Raw genomic sequence first — 25160 nt, 5'->3', positions numbered from 1 at the left:
TTCCCAGAATACGGGAAATGGAATTTATCGGATAATCCGCCTTCTTTAGTAAGTATCTTTTTAAAAATGGAAAAACCTTTAATTTTAGTTACCAATGACGATAGCATACTCGCGCCCGGAATAAGGGCTTTGATTTCTGTTATGATGGAAATTGGCGATGTTGTTGTTGTTGCTCCGGACAAACCCCAAAGTGCCATGGGACATGCCATTACTATAAATGATACCATTTTTATAAATAAGATTTCGGATGAGAATGCGCTTATCCCTGAATACAGCTGTTCCGGAACACCGGTTGATTGCGTAAAATTAGCGGTAAACGAAATCCTACACCGCAAACCGGATTTGTGCGTGTCCGGAATCAATCATGGATCGAATTCGTCTATTAATGTCATTTATTCGGGAACAATGAGCGCTGCCGTGGAAGCCGGAATTGAAGGAATACCCGCAATTGGGTTTTCATTATTGGATCACGACTGGAATGCCGATTTTGAATCCATCAAATCATTTGTACGAACCATTACGCTTCAGGTAATCAAAAATGGCTTAACGGAAGGAGTGGTACTGAATGTCAACTTTCCAAAACTGAAAGAAAAAGACATCAAAGGAATTAAAGTTTGCCGTCAGGCCAAAGCGATGTGGATTGAACAATTTGACAAAAGGAAAAGTCCACAAGGTAAGGATTATTATTGGCTCAGCGGCCAATTTGTCAATCAGGATAAAGGAGAAGACACTGATGAATGGGCGCTCGAACATGGCTACGTTTCTGTGGTACCGGTACAATTTGACCTAACGGCACATCATTCTATACAACAACTTAATACATGGGATTTAAATGAATAAAATCGACTTACTATACGGATTTTTAATTGGCATCATTGCCACGGTTCTCGGGAGCTATCTTTTTTTGGCCATGTTCACTGACTATGGTTTTATTGAGGGCATCCAGATAATGAAATCAAGAAACCAATTGGGAAAAATCATTACTTTAGGTGCGATTTTAAATTTGGCTATGTTTTTCATCTTATTAAAAGTCAATAGGGAACTTATGGCGCGGGGCGTCATTTTAGCATTGATTATTTTGACCATAATTACCTTATTTGTGTAACGTTTACCAAAAAGACATGAAATATTACATCATTGCCGGCGAAGCTTCAGGAGATTTACACGGTTCGAATTTAATGAAGGCCTTATATAAGAAAGACCCCGATGCGGACATGCGTTTCTGGGGTGGTGATTTGATGCAGAAAACAGGAGGAACATTGGTAAAACATTACCGTGATTTGGCATTTATGGGTTTTATCGAGGTGATTTTCAATTTGAAAACCATCTTAGGAAACATCAAAATCTGTAAAGAGGATATTCTAGCATTTCAACCGGATGTGATTATTTTTATCGATTATCCCGGTTTTAATATGCGTATTGCCAAATGGGCCAAAGAATTCGGCATAAAGACCCATTATTATATTTCACCTCAAATTTGGGCCTGGAAGGAAAACCGCATTACGGACATCAAGCGCGACGTGGATAAAATGTTTGTCATTCTTCCGTTTGAAAAAGATTTTTACGAGAAAAAACATAACTTCCCTGTCGAATTTGTTGGCCATCCATTAATAGACGCCATTCACAACCGCATTCCGGTTGACACTGATTTCCGCAAAGAAAATAAGCTGGATGAGAAACCCATAATCGCTCTTCTTCCCGGAAGTCGCAAACAGGAAATCAGTAAAATGCTGGAAGTGATGCTGAGCGTGGTATACGATTTTCCCGACTACCAATTTGTGATTGCCGGTGCGCCAAGTCAGGAATTTTCGTTTTATGAGCAATTTTTGAACAATAAAAACGTCCATTTTATTTCCAATAAAACATATGATTTATTAAGTATTTCACACGTCGCTTTAGTGACTTCCGGAACGGCAACATTAGAAACTGCGCTATTCAAAGTTCCTCAGGTGGTTTGCTATAAAGGCAGCTGGGCATCGTATCAGATTGCCAAACGGGTAGTGACCCTGAAATTCATTTCTTTAGTCAATTTAATAATGGATAAGGAAGTGGTGACCGAATTGATTCAGGAAAAATGCAATTCCAAAAGCATCAAAACAGAATTGAGAAAAATACTGGATCCAGAATCCAGAAAACAAGTCCTGTACCAATACGATGTTTTGCAAACCAAATTGGGTGGTATCGGTGCAAGTGAAAAAACAGCGCGTTTGATTATGGAAGACCTCAAATAGTCCTAAAAACAAGTTTTATTTTTCTATTGGGCAAATAATTATTCAAATTATATTTTGTAAGACAAATCTTTCAATATAATTTGTACTTTTATAAACATGAAAGTACTTCAATTCCCTGTTGCTAGAATAACTATTTGGTTTGTATTAGGAATACTGATTTCCTATGGTACTAATACTGTTCCTCAAGCAGCGTTGCTACTGCTTATTCTTTCTTTATTAGGATTTAGTCTGATGTACTACCTATCCCAAAAAGATTTTATACAAAAAACATATTTCGGGCTAAGCGTATATTTTCTGGCGTTTTGTATTGGCGTAAGCACACAGGTTGCGCACACCGATTCGTATCAAAAAAGCAATTTTATCTATCAGTTGGACAGCGCAGATAAGGTTCAAGTTATGGAAGTGGTTCTCCGGGAAAAACTGAAAAGTTCTGTTGCCAATGAGCGTTTTATTGGCATCGTTAAAAAAATCAATCAACATAGCGCCAGCGGGAAAATACTTCTTAATTTCCATAAGAACAAAGTACCTATAAAACTTCCTATCGGATCCCATTTACAGATAAGAGGTTTGATTTACAGACACAGGATTCCACTTAATCCAAATCAGTTTGACTATGGCCGCTATCTGACCAACAAATCGGTTTTAGCACAGATGTATACCAATTATTCTGAAGTAAAAATGTGTGGCATTGACAAAAGCATTTGGTTTTATTCAGATTACCTGCGGGAAAAAATTATAGCAAACCTGCAAAAGAGCCATTTCCAAAAAGAAGAATTGAATGTGATTACGGCTTTGATTTTAGGACAGCAACAGGAGATTTCCCAGGAAATATTACATGATTACCAATTTGCCGGGGCGATACACATCCTATCTGTTTCTGGTCTGCATATTGGTTTCATCATGTTGTTCATCACCTTCCTTTTAAAACCTTTATCAAAAAATAGATTAGGAAACAGCGTCCGGTTAATCGTTATATTGGTCACACTTTGGGGGTTCGCCGTTATTGCGGGATTATCACCTTCGGTAGTGCGTTCGGTAACGATGTTTTCATTTGTGGCTGTTGGGATGCATTTGAAAAGGAGCACCAATATTTTCCACACATTATTGGTTTCCATTTTACTGATACTCTTATTTCAGCCGTCATTTCTATTTGATGTTGGATTTCAACTGAGTTATGTGGCGTTGTTTTTTATTCTTTGGCTGCAGCCCTTACTAACTACTCTTTGGTTGCCTAAATACAAAATATCGCAATATTTATGGGATATCGTAACGGTTTCGTTTGCAGCGCAAATAGGCGCATTCCCGTTAAGCATTTATTATTTCCATCAATTCCCGGGTTTGTTTTTTGTCACCAATCTGATTGTGATTCCGTTCTTAAGTGTCATTATGGCTTTGGGAGTATTGGTAATGGTTCTGGCGCTGTTTAATTATGTTCCCGAAATACTGGTTAAATTGTTAGAGATATGTGTCAGTTATCTGAACAAAATTATTGGCTGGGTGGCTTCTTTCGAGCAATTCATTATTCAGGATATTCCGTTCAACAGTTACATGCTTATAAGTTCCTATTTTTTAATCATTACAACCATAATTTGGTTCAAAAAACCGAATTTCAGCAAAATGACTTGGGTAGGAATAGCCATAATCCTTTTCCAGATCTGTTGTTTTGGAACGCGTTGGAATAATCAAAGCCAAAAAGAATGGATTGTCTTTAATCTAAAGAAAAAATCGCTCATTACGGAACGTAACGGAGAAGAAATAACCGCTTTTTACCATAGCAGGAAGAGGAATACTTTCGACGAAAACTGGATACTGAAACCGTATATGGTTTCGCATTTCAGTGCAATAAAAAAGTTTGAAAAGATGCAAAACACTTTTTATTTCAAAAATAAAAGCATTTTAATACTGGACAGTTTAGGAGTCTTTCCAATTGAAATGAAACCGGATGTATTAGTCATTACGCAATCGCCTAAAATAAATTTAGAACGACTGCTTCAAACCTTCAAGCCCGAAATTGTGGTAGTTGACGCTTCCAATTACAAAACTTATGTAAGCTGTTGGAAGAACACCTGCCGAAAAGAAAAAATCCCTTTTCACGATACTGGTGAAAAGGGATTTTATAGATTGAATTAAGTTTGCTTTTTCTTAATCTTTTTAACGGCTTTTTCTATGGCAATCTTTTCTTTTTGTGAATCCAGCTTAAGAATCTGGTTGGCTGTATCAAGCCATGCCATTGGTCCTCCAGCCACATAACCTGTGCTGCCAAGTTGAACAAAATTCACCTTCCCATCCTTATCAGTTGCATTTACAAACCACACGGTTGGAAAACCCTGAATACCAAATATCTGTTGCAATTCGGAGTTTTGCTTTTTTAATTCTTCAGCTTGCGGAGTTCTTCTTGGAAAGTCCAATTCCAAAAGAACTACATTTCTTTTTGACCATGCTTCAAATTCCGGTGTTTTCAAAACTTCTTTTTGCAAACGAATACACCAGCCGCACCAGTCGCTTCCTGTAAAAAACAATAGCAATGGCTTTTTGGTTTTCTTAGAAATCTCTATTGCTTTTTTGACATCACTTTGCCAAACCGATTCTTGTGCTTCTACTGCAAATGATCCAAGTACAAGTAATAATGTTATAAGTATCTTATTCATTTTTATTTTTATTTATTTGTTCATTTCAAATATGATGCCGAAAATCTAACGGACGCCGTGCATTAATTTCTTAATCACAGGCCCCATTAAGATTGAAAATAAAGCTACCAGAATCGAGATTGTTGTTAATATCCAAAAGAAATAACTCAAACCATGCTCGTCAGCAATCTTATCAATATTTTCACCGAACATACCGGCACCTTTCATCCCGATTGCTACTGCAAGATACCAAACTCCAAACATAAATGCAATCATTCTTGCCGGAACCAATTTACTGACATAAGACAATCCAACAGGCGAAATGCACAATTCGGCCATGGTATGGAACAAATATACTAAAATCAGCCAGATCATACTCACTGATGCGGTTTTAGCTCCCGGTGCAATACCATCAGCTCCAAATGCAACACATGCCATTCCCAAGGCCAACAATCCCATCCCGATTCCGTATTTTAGATTGGCAGCAGGGTTGTATTTACTTTCCCACCATTTTGAAAACAATGGGGCAAGGGAAATAATGAAGAGAGAGTTTAAGGTAGAAAACCAAGTGGCAGGAACTTCTGTTAAAGGCGTGGTTACTTTGTCTATTTTCAAAAATTCAAGAGTTCCATCGGATAACGTCAAATAACCTGCGGTGTAATAATCTTTCGCCAGCATCCAGAGTGCAATCATCCAGATAATCACAAAACTTAAGCTCAAAATCATATTCGCTACAGCGTAGTTCTTAAAAGTTTGTTTGAACATCAGGTACAAAACCCAAGTGATAATCGCCAAAGGCAATACCGTAATCAATGAATTCACCACTAAAAATACTACACTCCAATTACCCTCCAGAACCCTATTCGTATAATCACTGGCAAAAATGGTTAAACTGTTTGGTGATTGCTCAAAAATAGCCCAAAAGAAAATAGTTAAAAAAGCAAAAAAAGTAACCGCCATTAATTTTTCTCTTGTGATTTGAGAATATTGGGTAAATCGGTAAATCAATAAAATAATAAACAAAACCAAGGCGGTTACAATTGCAACGGAGTTTCCGTTTTCGCCTAAAAATCCAAATATATTAATCTTCCCGCCAGAAATTTTTGAAGCAGGGTCATTTAAAATCCATAATAGTCCTAACATCGCGGAAAGTGCAATTAGTGCTAATTGCCATGTTGAAAACGGATTTCTTGTGTCGGTATCCAAAGCTTCTGCTTTTGCCTTGCTTTCTTTGCTTGGTTTTAAACCGATATCTCCAAAAATATTTTTAGAAAGCCAAAATTGAAGCATTCCGAAGAACATAAAAACTCCGGCTAAACCGAAACCATAACTCCACCCCACTTTTTCACCAAGGTATCCGCAAAGCAATATTCCGAAGAAAGCACCCGCATTTACACCCATGTAGAACAAGGTGTACGCTCCATCTTTTTTATCCGGACGGTCTTTGTACATTTCAGAAATGATCGAGGTCATGTTGGGTTTAAAAAAACCATTCCCAAAAACCAGTAATACCAATCCTAAATAGATAGAAAACTCCGTTTCTACAGCCATAGAAGCATGTCCAAGGGTCATCAATACTGCCCCTAAAACGACTGCCCATCTGAAACCGATTACTTTGTCGGCGAAGTAACCTCCCATCATCGTTGACAAATATACCAGACCTACATACGATCCGAATAAAGCAGATGCATTACCACGGGTCCATTCCCAACCCCCATCAATAAATGACGACGTTAAAAATAATATTAATAACGAACGCATTCCGTAGAATGAGAAACGTTCCCACATTTCTGTGAAAAACAAAACGAATAATCCGGCCGGATGGCCTAAAACGGTACTCTTAAAAAACTGGTCTGTAGAATTCTGGCTCATAGTAAAATTTATTTAACTTCCTGCATTAACTTCTTAATCAATGGTGACACAACAATCAGCAGTATTCCCGCAATTAAGGCATAAATGGCCAATTGATAATAACCATCGGTATATCCTTGTAATTTGGTAATCAACGAGGCGTTTTCATCCGGGGAGGACATTCCGGCTCCTAATAAACCGGCTGCATACTGACCATAAGCGCTGGCCAGGAACCACATTCCCATCATCATTCCCGATAATCTTTTTGGAGATAATTTGGTCATAATCGACAATCCGATTGGTGACAAACAAAGCTCCCCAAAAGTGATAATCAAATAAGCAAGGGTAAATATATTTAAAGACGTGAGTCCTTCTACATCGGCAAAAAATCGGGTATAATAGAATACGTAAAATGCGGCGGCCAAAAACAAAAACCCTATTCCAAATTTAATTACGGTATTGGGTTCAATTTTCTTTTTGGCCATAGCCAACCACAATAATCCGATTAACGGGCTGAAAATAATTACGAATAATGAATTGGACGTATTATTTACAATGTTTGGATTGATCTCAAAAAATAATAAATTATGATGCAGGTTATCTTTTGCAAAAAGCGCCAATGAACCGCCGCTTTGCTCAAAAAATGCCCAGAAAATAACCGAGAATAGAATAAAGACAAAGGCAGCCAGCAGTTTTTTCTGCGCTTTTTTATCTTTCACTTTAAAGGTTTCGTAAAAGAAGTACAGAATGGCCAAGGGCCCGATTAAATACATAAAATAATCTGTGTAATCAGTGTTTTTAATCATCATATAAATCAACGGAATGCTTAAAAGCGAACAGGCATATACCGTGATTTCCATAGTCGTTCTTTTCGACGCAGCCAGATGCGGATTCGGAGTGTCTCCAATAGGACCTAATGATTTTTTAGTCAATATAAAAGTAATCAATCCGATAATCATTACTATAGCGGCCGATAAAAAGGCATAGCTCCATCCATAATCAGGGCTTGTTCCTAAATAAACGCAAACGGCTCCACCTAACAAAGCTCCAATATTGATTCCGGAATAGAACAATCCAAAACCGGCATCCCTTCTTGGATCACCTTCTTTATAGAGTTCCCCTACCATCGAGGAAATATTCGGTTTGAAAAAACCGGTCCCAATAATAGACAACGTAATTCCTAGATAAAAATACACTTGTGGAGAAAAGGCAATAATTAAATTCCCCAAAATCATTACGGAACCTCCAAACAACAGGGATTTTTTGAATCCCAAAATTTTATCTGCAAAAATTCCTCCGATAAAGGTAAAGGCATAAACGAAAGCCTGAATCGCGCCATATTTCAGGTTGGCATCCTTATCAGACAGTGCCAAACCTAAAATCTGATCGGCCATAAAAATGGTCAAAACCCCTCTCATTCCATAGAAACAGAAGCGTTCCCACATTTCTACCAAAAATAAATACCAAAGTTGTTTTGGATATTTACCTTTAAAATTCTGTATTTCTTCTAATGTTAAACTATGTTCCATTTATATAATAAATTAATTAATTCCTTTTTCTTTCATGACTTTATTAAGTTGTTTCACTAAAACAAACATCAAAATGGTGGCAAACATCAACAATGAAAAATTCACCCAAAAGAAATCGGTTTTATCTTCATAAGTATCCCACATACTGGCGAGAACGCCGCTTAATTTATTCCCGATAGAGGTCGATAAAAACCATCCTCCCATCATCAGGGAAGTGATATTGGTCGGACTCAATTTGGATACCACCGATAATCCCATCGGACTGAGAAAAAGCTCTCCAATAGTGATAATTCCATAATTGGCAACAAGCCACCAAACACTTACTTTCTCTGCTCCGTTACCTCCCATATTCACAGCCGCAATCATTACCAAAACGGACAATGCCGATATTAACAACCCAAAAGCGATTTTTGTCGGCGTTGAAGGTTCTTTCTTTCTACTTCGTAAAAAAGTAAAAAAAGCGACCACCAAAGGCGTTAAGATAATCACCCAGCCGGGATTTATGGATTGGCTTAAATTGGTTGCCCACAAACTGACTTTTGTGCCTTCCGGCGGCTTTTTATCATCGGACACGTTTCTAAAATAGAGCGGATAATTCACTTCTTTTTTAACCACACCATTTTCTTTTTGCAGGCGAAATTGTTCATCATACACTTCAACAGAATCTTTTTTGAATTCTACTTCCTTGGCTAATTTCAATCCGCTGAAAACTGCTCCGGTTGTTCCTGAAACCTCTCTGTCGGTATAACGGTCAGCCCAAGTGGTCAGTGCAGAACCATTCAGTTTGAATACCGCCCAGAATAAAATCACTACTCCAAAAATGGCCAGCAAAGCGCCAATTGGCCGTTTGTCTTCCACTTTCGCTTTAAAATAAAGACTTGCATAAAAGAAAACAACCGGAATACAGGCAAAGACAAAAGCGTCCGTGCTATCTGAACCAAAAATAGAACAGTTCGGATTGGCATCCGAAGCCACCCCTTTTAGTAACCACCCGATAACTCCAAATACCACGGATGGTAATAAGATAAAAAGGACGATTTTATAAAATGGCATATCGCCCTCCTGAACACCTTTTTTCTGATCATAACCCACATAGTGTTTTGTACCTAACAGGAAGATTGCTACACCTATAAACATTCCGACACCGGCTGCCATAAAAGCCCATTGCCATCCCAAAAGAATTTGCAATGCGGCACCAAAGAAATTACAAATGAAAGCACCGACATTAATTCCCATATAGAAAATATTATAACCTTCATCTTTCTTGTCTTTGTATTCTTCCTTGGAATAAAAACTTCCTAATAGTGTGGAAATATTGGGTTTAAAAAATCCATTACCAACAATTACAAAAGTCATCGCAATATAAAGAGATGTAATATTGTGTATTCCCATCATGAAATATCCTATTCCCATTAGAATACCCCCGAAAACAATGGATTTTCTATATCCCAGATATCTATCCGCAACCAATCCTCCAATAAATGGGGTAAGAAAAACCAAAGCGATAAAAGTACCATATAAATCCGAAGCCTCTTTTTCGGTCATTGCAAATCCGGCTTCTACGTCTTTAAGATAGAGCGTAAAAATTCCAATCATCAAATAATAACCGAAACGTTCCCACATTTCCGATAAAAACAAAAAGGGCAGCGCTTTTGGGTGTTTACTCCACATAAATTTATTGTGTTAAAAAAACAAACCTACAAGGGTTTCTTGTAGGCTTGAAAGATATAAAAATATTTTTTAATCTAATTATCTCACTCCGTGCATCATTTTTTTCAATTTTGGAGTAAGAGCCATTAAAATTACAGCTGCCAATCCGCAAAGAATAACAAATACCATGAAGAATTCGAATAAGTTGTGAATTTCAAATCCTGCAAAAACCGGATTCGAAGGGCTGATTTGATTTTTCTCCAATAGCGCTAACTGCTCAGCTGTTGGCGTTACTTTTTTATCAAGAACAGCTTGTAAATCGATTCCTAATTCTTTTGCCTTATTGAATTTATCTCCTGTTGCAGGTAAAATAGAACCTAAAGTTCCGGCTAACGCATAACCTGAGGCATTTGATAAGAAGAAAACTCCATACAATAAAGAAGAAAAACGTTTTGGAGATAATTTACCTACTAATGATAATCCGATTGGGGATAAACACAGCTCAGCAGCAGTCTGAATTAGATACAAAAGAATTAACCATTTGATAGCTAACAATCCGTCGTTTCCTAAGTCTTTCACATTGTAAGCAATAATGAAATAACTTAAGGCAATTAAACCTAGTCCTACAGCTTGTTTTACCGGAGAAATTGGCTCTCTGTCTTTGCTTCTTAAATAATCCCATAACATACTGAACGGAACTGCAAAAGCGACTACGAATAATCCGTTAAAAATCTGCACCATTGAAGGAGGCATGTTATATCCAAAGAAATTTCTATCCGTTTGGTTATCTGCAATAAACGTCAGAGACGAACCTGCCTGCTCGAAAGCAGCCCAGAAAAATATTACGAAGAAAGCCACAATATAAATCACTAAAATTCTATCTCTCTCAACTTTAGTTAAAGATGAATCTGAAATAATCAATCCCGCCAATGTGATACCACTAGAGTATATTACAGTATAAATCCAGTTTTGATCAACAATATAATGGAAAATTGCTCCTAAAACAAAAAAGGCAACTACAGCACCCATTAATGCATTTTTAGAAAATACGGCTTTTTGAGACTCACCTTCTTCATAGTGAGAATCATCATTATGTTTTGGCAATCCTCCAAGTGGTTTCCCTTCTGGAGTAACTACATATTTATTTTTCAAGAAGTAAAAAACAGCTGTTCCAATCAACATCGCCATAGAAGCTGCCAAGAATCCCCATTTGAAAGCGTGGATATCTCTAATTCCATTTGCATCTTTAACATCCCCTACAATTGGACAAATTAATTGACCTAAGAAAGCTCCTAAGTTGATTCCCATGTAGAAAATAGTAAAAGCGGTATCTAATTTGCTCTTTTCTTGTTTTGGATATAAACTTCCAACCATACTTGAAATATTCGGTTTGAAGAATCCATTACCAAAAATAATAATTCCTAAAGCTGACCACATTAAAGTATTCGCTAAAGATATATTAGTGCCAAAAACGCTTGCACTGAAAAATAATAAAAGCTGACCAACTGCCATCATTAATCCCCCAAGTAAAATACAATTTCTATTTCCAAAAAAACGATCGGAAATAAATCCACCCAACATTGGGGTTAAATAACAAAGTCCTAAGAATCCTCCATAAATTAATGAAGCATCTTCTTCCTTCATCATTAATGAATTCACAAGGAACAAAGTAAGAATTGCTCTCATTCCGTAGAAGTTGAAACGTTCCCACATTTCTGTTCCGAATAACACCCAAAGCCCTTTTGGATGTCCTGTTTTTACTACTGCTTTGTTCATTTTATTGTTTTGGTTATATTAATTTGATTATAAATTTTCTTTGATAAAGTTGGTCATCTTGTTATAAAGCTGGATTCTGGATTTTCCACCATAGATACCGTGGTTTTTGTCCGGATAGATTTGCGAATCAAATTGTTTGTTCGCCTGAATCAAAGCTTCCATCATTTGCATTGAATTCTGTACATGAACATTATCATCGGCACTTCCGTGAATCAAAAGGAATTTGCCATTTAATTTATCAACATAATTAATTGGTGAATTCTGATCATATCCGCTTGGATTTTCCTGAGGGGTCTGCATGTACCGTTCGGTGTAAATACTGTCATAAAAACGCCAGTTGGTTACCGGTGCAACAGCGATTGCCATTTTGAAAATGCCATCACCTCTGAAAAGACAGTTAGACGACATATATCCTCCAAAACTCCATCCAAAAATCCCTATTCTGGACTTATCCACAAATGGATAGTTTCCTATCACTTTTGCAGCATCAAGCTGATCTTCCAGCTCGTATTTTCCTAATTCTTTTTGGGTCACTTTTTTGAAATCAGCTCCTTTGAAACCTGTTCCTCTTCCGTCTACACAAGCTACAATGTATCCTTGCTGCGAAAGCATCATAAACCAATAATCGTCTGAACTGTTCCATTCGTTATTCACCTGTTGTGATCCCGGACCGGAATACTGATACATAAAAACCGGGTATTTTTTAGTGGGATCAAAATCTTTAGGTTTAATCATCCAGGCGTTTAACTCATTTCCTTTTGCCGTTTTCAGAACAAAAAATTCTTTTTGAGGTAAATTATATCCTTTTAGTTTTTCGCCCAATGCGTCATTATTAACAATAGACTGCACTTGCTTTCCGGTTTTTGTGCCGTTCAAAGTGTAGCTTGTAGGCTGCGATGCACTTGAGAAAGTATTGATGAAATATTGGAAATTCGGACTGAAAGTCGCCGAATTTGTTCCTGTAAATTGAGACAAACGAACTTTGTTTTTACCGTTCAGGCTAATTCTGTATATATCCCGATTGACGGAACCGTTTTCTACCGACTGATAAAACACCGTACCTGTTTTTTCATCAAAACCGTAATACGAAGTTACTTCCCACTTTCCTTTTGTAACCTGATTTTTTAATTTCCCCGTTTTATCATACAGATAAATATGGTTGAATCCGTCTTTTTCGCTGGTCCAGATAAAACTGTTATCCTTCAGGAACGTCAGGTTATCGGTAATATCGATATAGGCTTTATCTTTTTCATTCAGCACCACCTTTGCAACCCCGGTAGTTCCGTCTACAAAAATTAAATCCAGATTATCCTGATGTCTGTTAATGACCTGTACGCTCAAAAGATTGGCATCATTAGTCCATTTTATTCTTGGGATATAGAAATCATTGTAATTCCCAAGTTGTATTTCTTTTGTGGCATTGGCCTTTACATCATACAAATGCAACGAGACCACTGCGTTTTTTTCGCCTGCTTTCGGATACTTGAACGTTTCCACCGTTGGATATAAATCTTTATGGAAAGTACTCATCGAGAATTCCGGAACTTCAGTTTCATCAAATTTGATGTAAGCCAATTTATCTCCGGCTTTATTCCAGTCGAAGGCTCTTACAAATGCGAATTCTTCTTCATACACCCAGTCCGTAATTCCATTGATCACATGATTTTTCTTACCGTCGGTTGTGATTTGTTTCGTGGTTTTGGAAGCGATATTGTAAACAAACAAATTATTTTCTTTAGCGAAAGCAATCTGCGTTCCATCAGGAGAAAAGGTAGGTTCCTGGATTTTGAATTCAGCCAATTTGACCAACTGTTTGTTTTCGGTATTGTATAAAAAATAATTGGCTACGAATGAGTGACGGAAAATCTGATCGCTGTTATTCGCAATCAATATCATTTTTTCATTGGCATTGAAAGTATAACTGTCGATTCCTTCCAATTCTTTGTGATTTTTAGTGTCAATCAGAGTAGACACTTTTTTGAGCGTAGCAAAATCATACAGATCAATTTGGATGCTTCGGGTTGCTCTGTCGGAATTTAGGACCGTATATTGATTCGTATTCTTCATGGATTGCAGTTCATCCATTCCTTTTGTACGAAAAACTCCCGTAAATATCTCGTCTACGGTAATTTTTTGCTGTCCAACTACTGACAATGAAGTCAATAAAAATAAAAACGCTATTTTTCTAATCTGTTTCATGTGTTATGTATCTGAAAAAACTTCCAATTTTAGTGAAAATTTATCATATAACAGCACTTTTAATTGTTAAAAGGGAAAACACAAAAGAATTATATCCAATTTATGAAAATTACAGGAGAGATATATGTGAAAATATGAAGTTTTTCCTTTAAAATTATATAACTTCATAGTAACAAAACAATGCCAATTTTATAACGATGAAAGAAAGGCTGGTTTTATTTTTCCATCTATTATTCGGCTTTTCAGCCAAAAGTCATGCGCTTGGCGTTGACCTAATATCCCATTTTATCACTGAAGCAGCTTTCAGCACTCATAGCCAACCTTTTTTAATCAGCCGACTATTACAACAATTGGGAAACGCAATTGTTAAAATTATCAGCTATCCATTTGAGGCAAGTCCTCATTTTTATTACAAGTGGTGGTTTTTAATGGCGGCAGTCTTCTTTATAGCATTATTTCTGAGATTGTTATTCGAGAAAAGTTATCGTTTCAATAAAAACTATGCTCAAAACCACATTAAAACCATTGAAAGCATAGAAGAAATAAAAACCTATTTCCTCTTTATCGGTATTATCTCGCTGCTTATCGAAATTCTGAACAGTACTTTACAAATCAGGGAGTTTTCGGAATTACTTCCTAAGTCCTTATTTGGAATAGTGTGTTTGTCCATTTATTTTCTGTCTCGAAAAAACCACGCTTACGACGACTACTTACAACCCTTATTCGTAACATTATTTACGTTTTATTCGGCAGCAATGATATATAAGATTGCGGCTTTCCCTTTCGATTTAATTAACTATAGTCAGGTGCTGATTTTGCTTTTTTTCTCTTATAATGTATTCAGGGAAATTAAGCACTACCTGGTTTTCATCAGTTGCTTTTTTACAATATTGGTCATTTTATTGTTTTCCAAAATTGTAGATGCCCAACCGCTTATCGTTTTAATTGAAAGTGGCATGGTCATCCTGCTGATAAACAATGCCCGTAGAATTGCAATCCTCAATACCAGTGACCGCATTTTGTTTTCCAACAATATCATCAATAATTTGAATTCAATTTCGGTGGCATTTGATAACGAAGGAAAGCTGACATTCTGTAGTAACTCCATTGAGAAAATTATGGGATTCAAACCTGAGGAGATATTAGGGAAGAATTTTTTAGACTTAACACAAGAGGGAATTCACGATAAAGTGGATTACAACTCCATTTACATCCCTGACAAAACCTATATCCGTAAATTGAAGTGCAAAGACGGACACTATAAGTACATCCAATGGACCGATCAGAAGTACAATGGCAATCTTTTTATTGCCAATGGTCAGGACATCACCGATAAAATACTTGCAGAGGAACAATACAAAAACCTGATACAAGCATCTTCCGATTTTATTTATGAAATGGACAAATATGGAAATTGTATTTTCATCAATCAATTTTCGGAAACGATTTTGGGATATTCCAATCCCGAACTGCTTGGTAAAAACTTCCGGTTCATGATTGTTCCGGAATATTTAAAAGCTGTTGAGGAGCATTATTCCCATATTCCGCAGGGACGGAATTATTTTGACACCATTGAATTCCCGGTCCTGAAAAAAAACGGGGAAGAGTTATGGTTATCCCAAAGCACTACAATAAACAGAAATGAGTTGGGAAAAATAATTGGCTTTTCGGCTATCGCAAAAGATATTACGTTAGCAAAAAAAGCCGAGAAGGAAGAAGCAATCCGCCATACCCGGATAGACGAATTAACGTCACTCTCTAATAAATTATCGACCTTAAATTTCCTGACATTTGATTCTTCATTCGAATTGATTCAGCACATTGCGAATGAAACTGCGATTGGATTACAGATTGAAAGGGTTAGCTTGTGGTGCAACTTTGATGACTACATCGAATTATTGACGATCAATGTAAACAATCCATACAACACGGTGGAGGAACGGAAGTTTTATAAGAAAGATATGGCGTATTACTTCAATATGATTGAGAAGCTTCCCATATTTGTCGCTTCCGATGCGCAGCATAATCCTCAAATTGGGGAGTTACGGGATTATTTGGATGAGTTTAAAATCAAGTCTCTTCTGCATTTTCCTCTATATGTATTAGGGCAACTTTCAGCGATTACCTTTTTTGAAACTACCCGGGCCATAAAAATCTGGACTGATGAAGAGATTAATTTTGCAAAAACAATATCCGATATCATTGCTTTAGCCATAGAAACTTTCAAAAGAAAAGGGGCCGAGGAATTGATTGTTTACAAAAGTGAAATACTTACCTCCATAGCTAAAACCACGGAGAAACTTTTGAAAATAAACAGCATCAAGGAGATTTTCAGTGAATCATTAGGATATATTGGGGAATCTACCAAAGTGGATCGCTTAAGTTTCTTTGAAAATAATCCACAGACTCAGACATTAAGTCAAAAATTTGAATGGAGCAGTACGGATAATCTCAAGGAAATTGATAATCCGAATTTCCAAAACATTCCTCATTCTGCCATCAAAGAATTCATAACGAGCACTACCAGTAAAAGTCCATATATTGCCATTGTTAAGGACCTTCCGGAGAGCAACTTCCAAACATTCCTATTGGAACAAAAAATCCTCTCTGTTCTAATTTTATCACTATTTATCAAAGATGTTTTTTATGGCTATATCGGATTTGATGATTGTACACGTGAACGTGTCTGGAGTGCTGATGAAATAAATATTCTGCAAACACTGGCTAATAATATTACCGTCACTATTGAGCGAATCAATAATGAAAACACTATCAAGGAAAGCGAAGAAAAATTTAGGCTATTGGCCAATAATATCCCAGCTACCGTATACCTGGTCAAATACAATGAAGAACGGACAAAAATCTATCTGAACGACGAAATAGAAACTTTAACGGGATACTCCAAATCCGATTTTCTGAACAATTCCATATCCATTTTTAATTTATACCATCCCGAAGACCGCGAACGGGCCCGAGCTGAAATCGAAACTGCAATCAATCAGGGAAAATCTTTTCATATTTCCTGCAGACTAATTCAAAAAAACGGTGAAACAGTCTGGATTGAAGAATATGGAGAAGCAATTGTCATCAATAATGAAATAACCTATATCGAAGGGGTAATCATCGATGCCACCGAACATAAACAGGCAGAAGTGGCCTTCAAGGAAAAAGAACTTGCTGAGGAGGCCAACCGGGCAAAATCCCAATTTCTGGCCAATATGAGCCATGAAATCAGAACTCCTTTAAATGGGATTATCGGTTTTAGCAATCTGCTGCTGAAAACTAAGCTGACCTCCATTCAGGAACAATTCATGGTAACGGTGGCGCAATCGGCAGATTCCTTGTTGGGTATTGTTAATGACATTTTGGATCTGTCAAAAATCGAAGCCGGAAAATTGGAACTCGACATCACTAAAGCCAACATTAATAATATGATAGACCAGGTGGCTGATATGGTCAAATATTCGGCTCACGAGAAAAATCTGGAGTTAATCATCAATCTTAATGACGACATTCCTGCCCATATTTGGGTAGATGAAATCCGCCTGAAACAAATATTGGTCAATCTTTTGGGTAATGCGATCAAATTTACTTCTGAAGGCGAAATTGAACTCGGAGTTACGTGCAAAAAAATTACTGAGAACACCTCCAAAATGAAATTCTATGTACGGGATACCGGAATCGGTATAAAACCCGAAAATCGGAAAAAAATATTTGAAGCCTTTTTACAGGAAGACAATTCAACTACCCGAAAATATGGCGGAACCGGATTGGGACTGCCCATTTCTAACAGCCTGCTTTCATTAATGAAAAGTAAGTTACAGATTGAGGACCAGCCTCAAGGGGGCACACTTTTTTTCTTCGAAATAAAAATTAAATCGGAAATGGGTTCCAGAAGGGTCCTGAAAGACAATCTCATTAAAAAGGTGTTGCTGCTCGAAGACAATTTAGCCAATGCCGATGTATTAAAAAGAATGGCTCAGCGTTATAATATTGCCTGTACTGTTGTCAAAGACATCGAGTCAACAATTAAAGAAATTGAGCTAAATCCGAATTTCGATATCATTACGCTCGACTATGAACTGATTGGGCAGTCAGGACTTAAGACACTTCTCGAGGTTACAAATATTGCGTCAAGACCCATTATACTAATGCAGAATTCCAATGCCAGTGAAATCGATTTATCCACCAAAACCAATATTATCACAATAGTAAAACCACTAAAGACCTCTATCCTTTATAATGTATTGACGGAGTTAAGCCAATCCAATACAGAGAAAGGCATCACAAAAAAATTAAAAGATAAACAAAGTCATAGTACGAGAGAAAAGATAAAAATCCTGATCGCGGAAGACAACAAAATAAACATGTTGCTGACCAAAACACTGGTAAAAAAAATCATGCCCAAAGCCACTATATTGGAAGCTGTAAACGGTCAGGAATCCATTAAAATGTATAAAGAGCATGAGCCCGAAATGATCCTGATGGATATCCAGATGCCGGTCATGAATGGATACGAAGCTACAACAGCCATCCGGGCACTGAGTAAGGATTGCATTATCATTGCCCTCACCGCAGGGATAATCAATGAAGAGCGGGAAGTTTGCATCAATTTGGGAATGAACGATTACATTACGAAACCAATCAGCAGGCAAACATTAGAAACAGCGCTTATTAAATGGGTAAAAACCATCAAAAAGTAAATTAAATTTTCCCTAAACCGTATCTTTGCAACAAATACAATTTAATTTATCAGGAATGAACAACGCTATTGCCGGATTTTCAAAATTATCCAAAGACGAAAAAATAGACTGGATTGCCAATGAATATTTCGCAGACCCGGCAGAAGCAACCGCCCTGATAAAGAAATATTGGAATTCTGACCAAAAACTGCAACAGCTGCATGATGAATTTATCGAAAATACGATAACCAATTTTTACATTCCGTTAGGAATCGCTCCTAACTTTCTGATTAATGGAAAATACAAAACCATACCCATGGCCATTGAGGAAAGTTCGGTAGTAGCGGCGGCTGCTAAATCGGCTAAATTCTGGTCAACACGCGGTGGATTTAAAGCAACCGTTCTGAATACCGAGAAAATCGGTCAGGTTCATTTCATTTATAAAGGAGATGTCTCCAGACTGGAGCATTTTTTTGCACAAACTAAAGCGACATTTTTCTCCACTACGGAAGCCATTACAAAAAACATGCAGAAACGCGGTGGCGGAATTTTAGATATCGAGCTTCGGGACAAGACCGAACTGATGGCTAATTATTTTCAACTACATGTTACTTTTGAGACTAAAGATTCGATGGGAGCCAACTTTATCAACTCCTGTCTGGAACAATTTTCGAAAACACTAAAAGAAGAGGCCCTCGCTTTTGAATTATTTTCTGACGAAGAAAAGCAAATTGAAGTCGTGATGAGTATTCTTTCCAATTACGTTCCAAATTGTTTGGTTCGTGTCGAGGTTTCCTGCCCGGTTGAAGCTTTAGCTGAAAAGCATATTGAGTATCCTTCAGAATTTGCAGAAAAATTTGTTCGGGCAGTCCGAATTGCAGAAGTAGAACCATATCGTGCCGTAACCCACAATAAAGGAGTAATGAACGGAATTGACGCTGTGGTATTGGCAACCGGAAATGATTTCCGCGCGATTGAGGCAGGAATTCATGCCTATGCTTCCAAATCGGGACAGTATTCGAGCTTATCGCACGCGAAGATAGAGAATGGTATTTTTAGTTTTTGGATGGAAATCCCTTTGGCATTGGGTACAGTTGGTGGCCTGACGTCGTTGCATCCCCTGGTAAAGTTATCGATGGAAATGCTGGAGAAACCATCGGCTAAGGAATTAATGGAAATTGTAGCCGTAGCAGGGCTGGCCCAGAACTTTGCTGCATTGCGTTCGCTCACCACCACCGGAATCCAGGAAGGTCATATGAAAATGCATCTGAACAACATCATGAACCAATATCAGGCAACGACAGAGGAACGGGTTTTAATTAAACAATTTTTCAAGACCAATTCCATCGCACACAGCACGGTAGTTGGCTTTATTGAAGATTTGAGAAAATAATTTTTTTTCTAAAAAAACAGCACGTGAAAAAAACATACTACAGTAACGGAAAACTGCTGATTACCGGAGAATACGTAGTGCTCGATGGTGCAAAAGCATTGGCAATACCAACAAAATTCGGACAGAACCTCACTGTTGAGCCCGGAAAAGACAATGCTATCAACTGGACCAGTTATGATAAGGACGGCAGTGTATGGTTTCAGGAAGTTCTTGAATTTGATGCCATTGAAAATAAACCCAGACAGGAAAGCCAGACAATAAAAGAAACATTAACTGAAATTCTGCATGAGGCCTTTCTTTTAAATCCTGACTTTATCACTAAGTCCAAAGGGCACACTGTTACAACCCGACTGACATTTCCAAAATCATGGGGTTTAGGAACCTCTTCGACGTTAATCAACAATATTGCTCAGTGGTTGCAAATTGATGCCTTTACGTTGCTTAGAAACAGTTTTGGAGGAAGCGGCTATGATATTGCATGCGCCCAAAACAATACTCCTATCATTTATCGATTGGATGACGGTAAACCGATAGTGGAACCTGTAGAATTTCATCCGGATTTTACCGAAAATCTATATTTTGTGTATTTAAATAAAAAACAGAGCAGTAAAAAAGCCATTGTTTCGTATCATAAAAAACACAGCAAACTCAGTAAGACCATACCTGCTATCAACAAAATTACAGAAACTGTCGTGAACACGGATTTAAAAACGTTTGCAAACCAATTGGAAGACCACGAAATCATCTTAAGCCACATTCTGGAAATGCAGACCGTTAAAGAGGCCTTATTTCATGATTTTACTGGTGTCATCAAAAGCTTAGGGGCCTGGGGCGGCGATTTCGTGCTCGCAGTTTCCAAACAAGATCCATCTGATTATTTTAAAAGTAAGGGATACACCACCGTTATCCCATATCACGATATGATACTGGCATAAAATAAAAAATCCCGATCAGATCGGGATTTTTTATTTTATGTATAACGAAACTAGTAATTAAACTTAGCTCTGTTATCTTCTATTTCAGCATCTGCTTTTAAAGCTGGAATTACTCTTCCTGCCGCTGATGCGTTTTGAGATTTTAATTTACTAATGTATTGCTCATGGCTTTTCAAAACCGGAGCTTTAGTGATTGTTGTAGCTTTCACCACATATACACCTGAATTGCCTTCGATGGTTCCTGAAGTTTTATTGGTTCCGATACCAAAAGCAGCTCCTACCACTTTTTGCTCAGGCCCAACACCTGGTAATGATGGATTTTCCAAAGTTACATCAACGACTTGTTGTACGGCCACACCATTAGCTTTTGCAATAGCGTCTAAAGAACTTCCTGCCATTTTAGCTTTGATAATCTCCGCTTTTTTCTTGTTTTTCAATATTGGTTCGATTGAAACTCTAGCTTCAGAGATTGGCATCAAGCCTACTTCGTATACTTTCTTAAGTTTCGCAATTACATTTCCAATGTTAGCTACTTCAAAACGTTTTACATCACCAACATTGGTTTCTTTTTCAAAAGCCCAACGAACAATTTGTCTTTGGTTACCGATGGCACCAAAATTCTCATCCATTACTTTCACTTTTACTGAAGGATTGATTGTCAAGGCAGCATCTTTCGCTACTTTGGCAAAATCTTTTTCATTAGCGTCCATTTCGAATTGTACTGCTTTGTTATAGATTTTATCTGAAGTAACATCAGAAGGCTCAATTTTTTGAGCAATTGTTGCCAAACGAATCGCATCTTGCTTATCAGTAACGTTGATGATATGAAATCCGAAGTCACTTTCAACCAGACCAATTTTACCAATTGGGTTACTAAATACAAAGTCATTGAATGGTTTTACCATTTGCCCTTGACTGAAATATCCTAAATCCCCACCCTGTTGTGCAGATGAATCATCCGAGGTCGTCAAAGCCAACATCATGAAACTTGATGGGTTAGCCTGAATCTGAGCCAATAACATTTCTGCTTTTGCTTTCGCTTCTTCTTTAGTTCTTTTTTCTTTTTTATTTGGAACCTGAGTACCTTCGTAACTGATTAAGATATGACTTGCTTTTGCATTAGCTCCAGCTTTTCTACCTAAAGATTTAGAGATACAATAATATTTTCCAAACATATATGGTCCGTAAACTTCTCCCTGAGGCAAGTTAAATAACTGTTCTGCATGTTCTGCCGGCAAATCTTTTTTTGCCACATAAGTTGAATCGTAAGGGATGTCAGAATTTGCATTAACGAATTCCATGTTGTCGGTTGCGGTTCTAAAACCAGGTAAGGTATCGTTTTTACCAGTAGCTTTATTATATTCCACTCTACCAGCTAGTAATGAATTTACATTCGTTTTAACTTCATTTTCATCTTCTACCGAAGCTTTGTCTTCAATTAAAACATATTCGATTTCACGGGATTCTTCTGCCTTGTATTTCTTTTCATTCTTCTTCATGAAATCCGTAATCTCCGAATCAGAAATTTTCACGTCGCTATCTTTGATAGAAGAAAATAAAACAGCCACATAGTCAAAATTAACTTTGTTGGCTTCCATTTCGTATTTCAACTTTCCTTCGCTCTCTGTTGTGAACATTGCAGCCTTAATCAAACCGTTATAGATTTGGAATTTTGCATTCAAAGACGCATCCTTCTCGCGATCCTTGATCATTTGGGCCTGCTCAGGATTGGATTTGAAATATTCTCTGAATTTGGCAATATCAAATTTTCCGGCCGCGTTTAAAAACATTGGGTTCTGACCAATATTCTGATCCGCTTTCAATACTTCAATAATATGATCCTCACCAACTCTGATTCCCAATTTTTCAAATTCGGCAGTTAATAGTGCAATTGAAATTTCCTGATCCCAAACTCTGTTTGCTGCCTGAGTAGAAGTCATTCCTTGACCGCTTTTTTCAGCATTGCTAACTTTTACTCTGAAATCTTCAAAAGCGATGTCTTTACCGTTTACGCTTCCAACGTCTTTTGCCATGTCGCTAAAACCGCCCTTATTAAAAAGATCTCCTACTATAAACGCTAATAAACAAAAACCAATAACTAGTATTAGAAGAAGGGAACGTTGTCTAATTTTTTGTAAAACTGCCATTTTTATCGTTGTTAATTTTAAATTCAGTTTGCGAAAATACAATTATCTATTTAATAATTATAGTTGTAAAGTTATAATTTACAAGAAATTTCATTTTTTTATTAAAAATTAATTTCTCATTGTCATTTTAACTAATTCGATCTTCTTGTTCGTGGCTTCCTCAATGTAAAAAAGGTAATCGCCGATGGCAAGCTCCATGCCTTTTTGAGGTATTTCTTTGGTGAAATCCATTATAAAACCCCCCAATGTTCCATATGAATCGCTTTCTGGAATAGCTAATTTATAAGTTTGGTTCAGATACTCCACGTTGAGTCTTGCTGAAAATAAAAATATGCCTTCTTCTATTTCTTTTTCCGTAAGTGCTGTTTCTTCCGAATCGTGCTCGTCCTCGATTTCGCCAAACAGTTCTTCGACAATATCTTCAATACTGATAATCCCGGCAGTTCCACCGTGTTCGTCTAAAACCACCGCAATACTTTTTCGTGTTTTTATCAATTGGTTGAGCACTTCCTTTATGAATATCGTTTCGGGCACAAATTCAACCGGGATAAGGGCTTTTTTTATTGATTTCGGCTTTTTGAACAATTCGAAGGAATGAACATAACCAATCATATCATCCAGTGAATCCTGGAATACCAACATTTTTGAATATCCGGTCCGAATGAACATGTCTCTCAGATTGTCCACGGAATCCTCGATTTCAACAGCAGAAATTTCGGTTCTCGGTGTCATAATATCCCGCGCCCTTACTCCGGAAAACTCCAATGCATTTTGAAAGATCTGAATTTCCGAATCTACGATTTCATAATCCTCAACGGCTTTCATCTGTTCCGTTATGTAATTCCCTAGTTCGGATTTACTAAAAAAAATGGGAGCCTCGTCGCTTGGGGATTTGAAGATATTCCTTAAAATCACGTCGGAAATCCAAATGATAAAAGTGGCAACATAATAGAAGAGCAGGTAGAAACAATAGGCCGGCACCGCAAAAACTTTGATTAAACAGTTAGCGTAAATTTGAAAAAAAACCTTGGGCAGGAATTCCGCGGTGAAAATAGCGAAAAAAGAACCAATAAAAATCTGTAGTAACAGTGTTGAGCCATTAGAAAAATGGTACCCGGAGGAAGCAATCCATTCCACTATCAGGTCGCCCATAAAAAACCCGTAAATAATCAACGCCAGACTATTGCCAATGAGCATGGTTGCGATAAAGTGAGATGGTTTTTCGGTAAGCCGGGTTAAAATCCTAGAAGGAAAACTATCTTGTTTTTTCTCAATCTCAAGATAGATTTTATTTGAAGAAATGAAAGCAATTTCCATTCCTGAGAAGAAAGCCGATAGTATTAAACAGGTGATTATAATACTAATTTCCATGGCTTACTTTTTCGGATTTCTGTTTTCTATTTTTTTGAAGTAATTCCTGCGGAAGAAGAACATAAAAACACCAAGCCCGGCAATCATGAAGCTGAGCCATGGGGTGTCATTACCCGCATTTAATTTGCTGATTCCGTCAAAAATGAAAATTACCGCAAAAAGGAGGTATGCGTATGGGGTATATTTAAGATAACTCATTGTTTTATTTTAAAAATTATTCTGCCTGATCAATTTCCCCAGAAATTTTCTGAGAATTTACAATTTTGAAATCTTTACTGAAATCGATTCCCTCACCGTAGGATACACCTTTTGGATCTGTAAATTTAAACTTTTTTTCAGTATAAAACCATTCGTTTTTCTGATCGAAATACAACTGCTCCGTTTCGAGGCTTTGTCCGGTTTCATTGCTGATTTTCACCTGACCCTGCAAATCAATCACATCGGTGCCTTTGTAACTTACGGCATATTTAGCAGTGACAAAACTCTTTTTCCCTTTTACATCAAAAAAAGTAACATAGATACCTTCCGGAAATTCGGTAAATGGAAATTCCACTGTCGCATAATCCATCATTTTAGGACTGATTAAAATCGATTTGATCCTGCCGGAATCCGTATATTTTAAATTAAAACCCTCCGCTTCTCCACTGGGAGTAAATTCTGAAAAATTAATTTTTTGGACTTCCTTAAAATTACTTTCGCACGACAGCAAGGCCGCCAAAAAAAAAGCAGCAGCAACACCAAAAATTACTTTACGTTTTTTTATCGTCAT

The 25160-nt window shown here is 37.2% G+C and carries 17 protein-coding genes; 7 read left to right on the top strand and 10 right to left on the bottom strand.

Annotation, left to right across the window (positions count from 1 at the left end; all coding sequences use genetic code 11):
* Positions 1 to 66 precede the first annotated feature (66 nt).
* The 4 genes from surE to FNW07_RS03905 all read left to right on the top strand — a co-directional run bounded on the left by surE (position 67) and on the right by FNW07_RS03905 (position 4361).
* A complete protein-coding gene (gene surE, locus FNW07_RS03920; RefSeq protein ID WP_126743662.1) occupies positions 67 to 840 on the top strand; it encodes a 5'/3'-nucleotidase SurE in 774 nt (257 codons plus the stop codon).
* Positions 833 to 1105, top strand: a complete 273-nt coding sequence (locus FNW07_RS03915; RefSeq protein WP_126743661.1) for a hypothetical protein — start codon at positions 833 to 835, stop codon at positions 1103 to 1105. Before surE ends, FNW07_RS03915 begins: the two co-directional genes overlap by 8 nt.
* A gap of 16 nt (positions 1106 to 1121) precedes the next feature.
* Positions 1122 to 2231 (top strand): lipid-A-disaccharide synthase, encoded by a 1110-nt coding sequence (gene lpxB, locus FNW07_RS03910; protein WP_126743660.1) that lies wholly within the window; start codon positions 1122 to 1124, stop codon positions 2229 to 2231.
* A 96-nt stretch (positions 2232 to 2327) separates the two neighbouring features.
* Positions 2328 to 4361 (top strand): ComEC/Rec2 family competence protein, encoded by a 2034-nt coding sequence (locus FNW07_RS03905; protein ID WP_126743659.1) that lies wholly within the window; start codon positions 2328 to 2330, stop codon positions 4359 to 4361.
* Here the strand turns inward: FNW07_RS03905 and FNW07_RS03900 are convergent.
* The 6 genes from FNW07_RS03900 to FNW07_RS03875 form a co-directional block, all read right to left on the bottom strand.
* A complete protein-coding gene (locus FNW07_RS03900) occupies positions 4358 to 4879 on the bottom strand; it encodes a thioredoxin family protein (RefSeq protein ID WP_126743658.1) in 522 nt (173 codons plus the stop codon). The genes FNW07_RS03905 and FNW07_RS03900 overlap by 4 nt on opposite strands.
* Positions 4880 to 4924: 45 nt before the next feature.
* Positions 4925 to 6730 carry a peptide MFS transporter gene (locus FNW07_RS03895; RefSeq protein ID WP_126743657.1) on the bottom strand — a complete coding sequence of 602 codons (1806 nt, stop codon included), beginning with the start codon at positions 6728 to 6730 and terminating at the stop codon, positions 4925 to 4927.
* A gap of 8 nt (positions 6731 to 6738) precedes the next feature.
* Positions 6739 to 8238 carry a peptide MFS transporter gene (locus FNW07_RS03890; RefSeq protein WP_126743656.1) on the bottom strand — a complete coding sequence of 500 codons (1500 nt, stop codon included), beginning with the start codon at positions 8236 to 8238 and terminating at the stop codon, positions 6739 to 6741.
* Between the two features lie 12 nt (positions 8239 to 8250).
* Positions 8251 to 9909, bottom strand: a complete 1659-nt coding sequence (locus FNW07_RS03885) for a peptide MFS transporter (RefSeq protein WP_126743655.1) — start codon at positions 9907 to 9909, stop codon at positions 8251 to 8253.
* Between the two features lie 78 nt (positions 9910 to 9987).
* Positions 9988 to 11664 (bottom strand): peptide MFS transporter, encoded by a 1677-nt coding sequence (locus tag FNW07_RS03880; RefSeq protein WP_126743654.1) that lies wholly within the window; start codon positions 11662 to 11664, stop codon positions 9988 to 9990.
* A 27-nt stretch (positions 11665 to 11691) separates the two neighbouring features.
* Positions 11692 to 13863, bottom strand: coding sequence for a S9 family peptidase (locus tag FNW07_RS03875; protein ID WP_126743653.1), 2172 nt, complete (start codon positions 13861 to 13863; stop codon positions 11692 to 11694).
* A gap of 197 nt (positions 13864 to 14060) precedes the next feature.
* On the opposite strand from FNW07_RS03875, the gene FNW07_RS03870 reads away from it, so the two are divergent.
* Genes FNW07_RS03870 through FNW07_RS03860 form a run of 3 tightly spaced genes read left to right on the top strand, consistent with a single transcriptional unit; the run spans position 14061 to position 20873 of the window.
* Positions 14061 to 18566 carry a PAS domain S-box protein gene (locus FNW07_RS03870; protein WP_126743652.1) on the top strand — a complete coding sequence of 1502 codons (4506 nt, stop codon included), beginning with the start codon at positions 14061 to 14063 and terminating at the stop codon, positions 18564 to 18566.
* A 55-nt stretch (positions 18567 to 18621) separates the two neighbouring features.
* Positions 18622 to 19938: a hydroxymethylglutaryl-CoA reductase, degradative gene (locus FNW07_RS03865; RefSeq protein ID WP_126743745.1), complete on the top strand. Its 1317-nt coding sequence runs from the start codon at positions 18622 to 18624 to the stop codon at positions 19936 to 19938.
* A gap of 23 nt (positions 19939 to 19961) precedes the next feature.
* Positions 19962 to 20873, top strand: a complete 912-nt coding sequence (locus FNW07_RS03860; protein ID WP_126743651.1) for a GYDIA family GHMP kinase — start codon at positions 19962 to 19964, stop codon at positions 20871 to 20873.
* Between the two features lie 50 nt (positions 20874 to 20923).
* On the opposite strand, the gene FNW07_RS03855 is transcribed toward FNW07_RS03860, so the two are convergent.
* The 4 genes from FNW07_RS03855 to lptC form a co-directional block, all read right to left on the bottom strand.
* Positions 20924 to 23020, bottom strand: coding sequence for a peptidylprolyl isomerase (locus tag FNW07_RS03855; protein WP_126743650.1), 2097 nt, complete (start codon positions 23018 to 23020; stop codon positions 20924 to 20926).
* Positions 23021 to 23128: 108 nt separating this feature from the next.
* Positions 23129 to 24391 (bottom strand): hemolysin family protein, encoded by a 1263-nt coding sequence (locus FNW07_RS03850; RefSeq protein WP_126743649.1) that lies wholly within the window; start codon positions 24389 to 24391, stop codon positions 23129 to 23131.
* 3 nt (positions 24392 to 24394) lie between these two features.
* A complete protein-coding gene (locus tag FNW07_RS03845) occupies positions 24395 to 24589 on the bottom strand; it encodes a hypothetical protein (RefSeq protein WP_126743648.1) in 195 nt (64 codons plus the stop codon).
* A 16-nt stretch (positions 24590 to 24605) separates the two neighbouring features.
* Positions 24606 to 25160 carry an LPS export ABC transporter periplasmic protein LptC gene (gene lptC / locus FNW07_RS03840; protein WP_126743647.1) on the bottom strand — a complete coding sequence of 185 codons (555 nt, stop codon included), beginning with the start codon at positions 25158 to 25160 and terminating at the stop codon, positions 24606 to 24608.

This window comes from Flavobacterium sp. GT3R68 (assembly GCF_007109225.1).
Classification (GTDB): Bacteria; Bacteroidota; Bacteroidia; order Flavobacteriales; family Flavobacteriaceae; genus Flavobacterium.
This window is presented reverse-complemented; position numbering and strand designations above follow the sequence as displayed.

Bases quoted from the DNA above. Each gene is read 5' to 3' on its own strand.
- surE (WP_126743662.1), top strand. From the start codon at position 67: ATGGAAAAACCTTTAATTTTAGTTACCAATGACGATAGCATACTCGCG.
- FNW07_RS03915 (WP_126743661.1), top strand. From the start codon at position 833: ATGAATAAAATCGACTTACTATACGGATTTTTAATTGGCATCATTGCC.
- lpxB (WP_126743660.1), top strand. From the start codon at position 1,122: ATGAAATATTACATCATTGCCGGCGAAGCTTCAGGAGATTTACACGGT.
- FNW07_RS03905 (WP_126743659.1), top strand. From the start codon at position 2,328: ATGAAAGTACTTCAATTCCCTGTTGCTAGAATAACTATTTGGTTTGTA.
- FNW07_RS03900 (WP_126743658.1), bottom strand. From the start codon at position 4,879: ATGAATAAGATACTTATAACATTATTACTTGTACTTGGATCATTTGCA.
- FNW07_RS03895 (WP_126743657.1), bottom strand. From the start codon at position 6,730: ATGAGCCAGAATTCTACAGACCAGTTTTTTAAGAGTACCGTTTTAGGC.
- FNW07_RS03890 (WP_126743656.1), bottom strand. From the start codon at position 8,238: ATGGAACATAGTTTAACATTAGAAGAAATACAGAATTTTAAAGGTAAA.
- FNW07_RS03885 (WP_126743655.1), bottom strand. From the start codon at position 9,909: ATGTGGAGTAAACACCCAAAAGCGCTGCCCTTTTTGTTTTTATCGGAA.
- FNW07_RS03880 (WP_126743654.1), bottom strand. From the start codon at position 11,664: ATGAACAAAGCAGTAGTAAAAACAGGACATCCAAAAGGGCTTTGGGTG.
- FNW07_RS03875 (WP_126743653.1), bottom strand. From the start codon at position 13,863: ATGAAACAGATTAGAAAAATAGCGTTTTTATTTTTATTGACTTCATTG.
- FNW07_RS03870 (WP_126743652.1), top strand. From the start codon at position 14,061: ATGAAAGAAAGGCTGGTTTTATTTTTCCATCTATTATTCGGCTTTTCA.
- FNW07_RS03865 (WP_126743745.1), top strand. From the start codon at position 18,622: ATGAACAACGCTATTGCCGGATTTTCAAAATTATCCAAAGACGAAAAA.
- FNW07_RS03855 (WP_126743650.1), bottom strand. From the start codon at position 23,020: ATGGCAGTTTTACAAAAAATTAGACAACGTTCCCTTCTTCTAATACTA.
- FNW07_RS03850 (WP_126743649.1), bottom strand. From the start codon at position 24,391: ATGGAAATTAGTATTATAATCACCTGTTTAATACTATCGGCTTTCTTC.
- FNW07_RS03845 (WP_126743648.1), bottom strand. From the start codon at position 24,589: ATGAGTTATCTTAAATATACCCCATACGCATACCTCCTTTTTGCGGTA.
- lptC (WP_126743647.1), bottom strand. From the start codon at position 25,160: ATGACGATAAAAAAACGTAAAGTAATTTTTGGTGTTGCTGCTGCTTTT.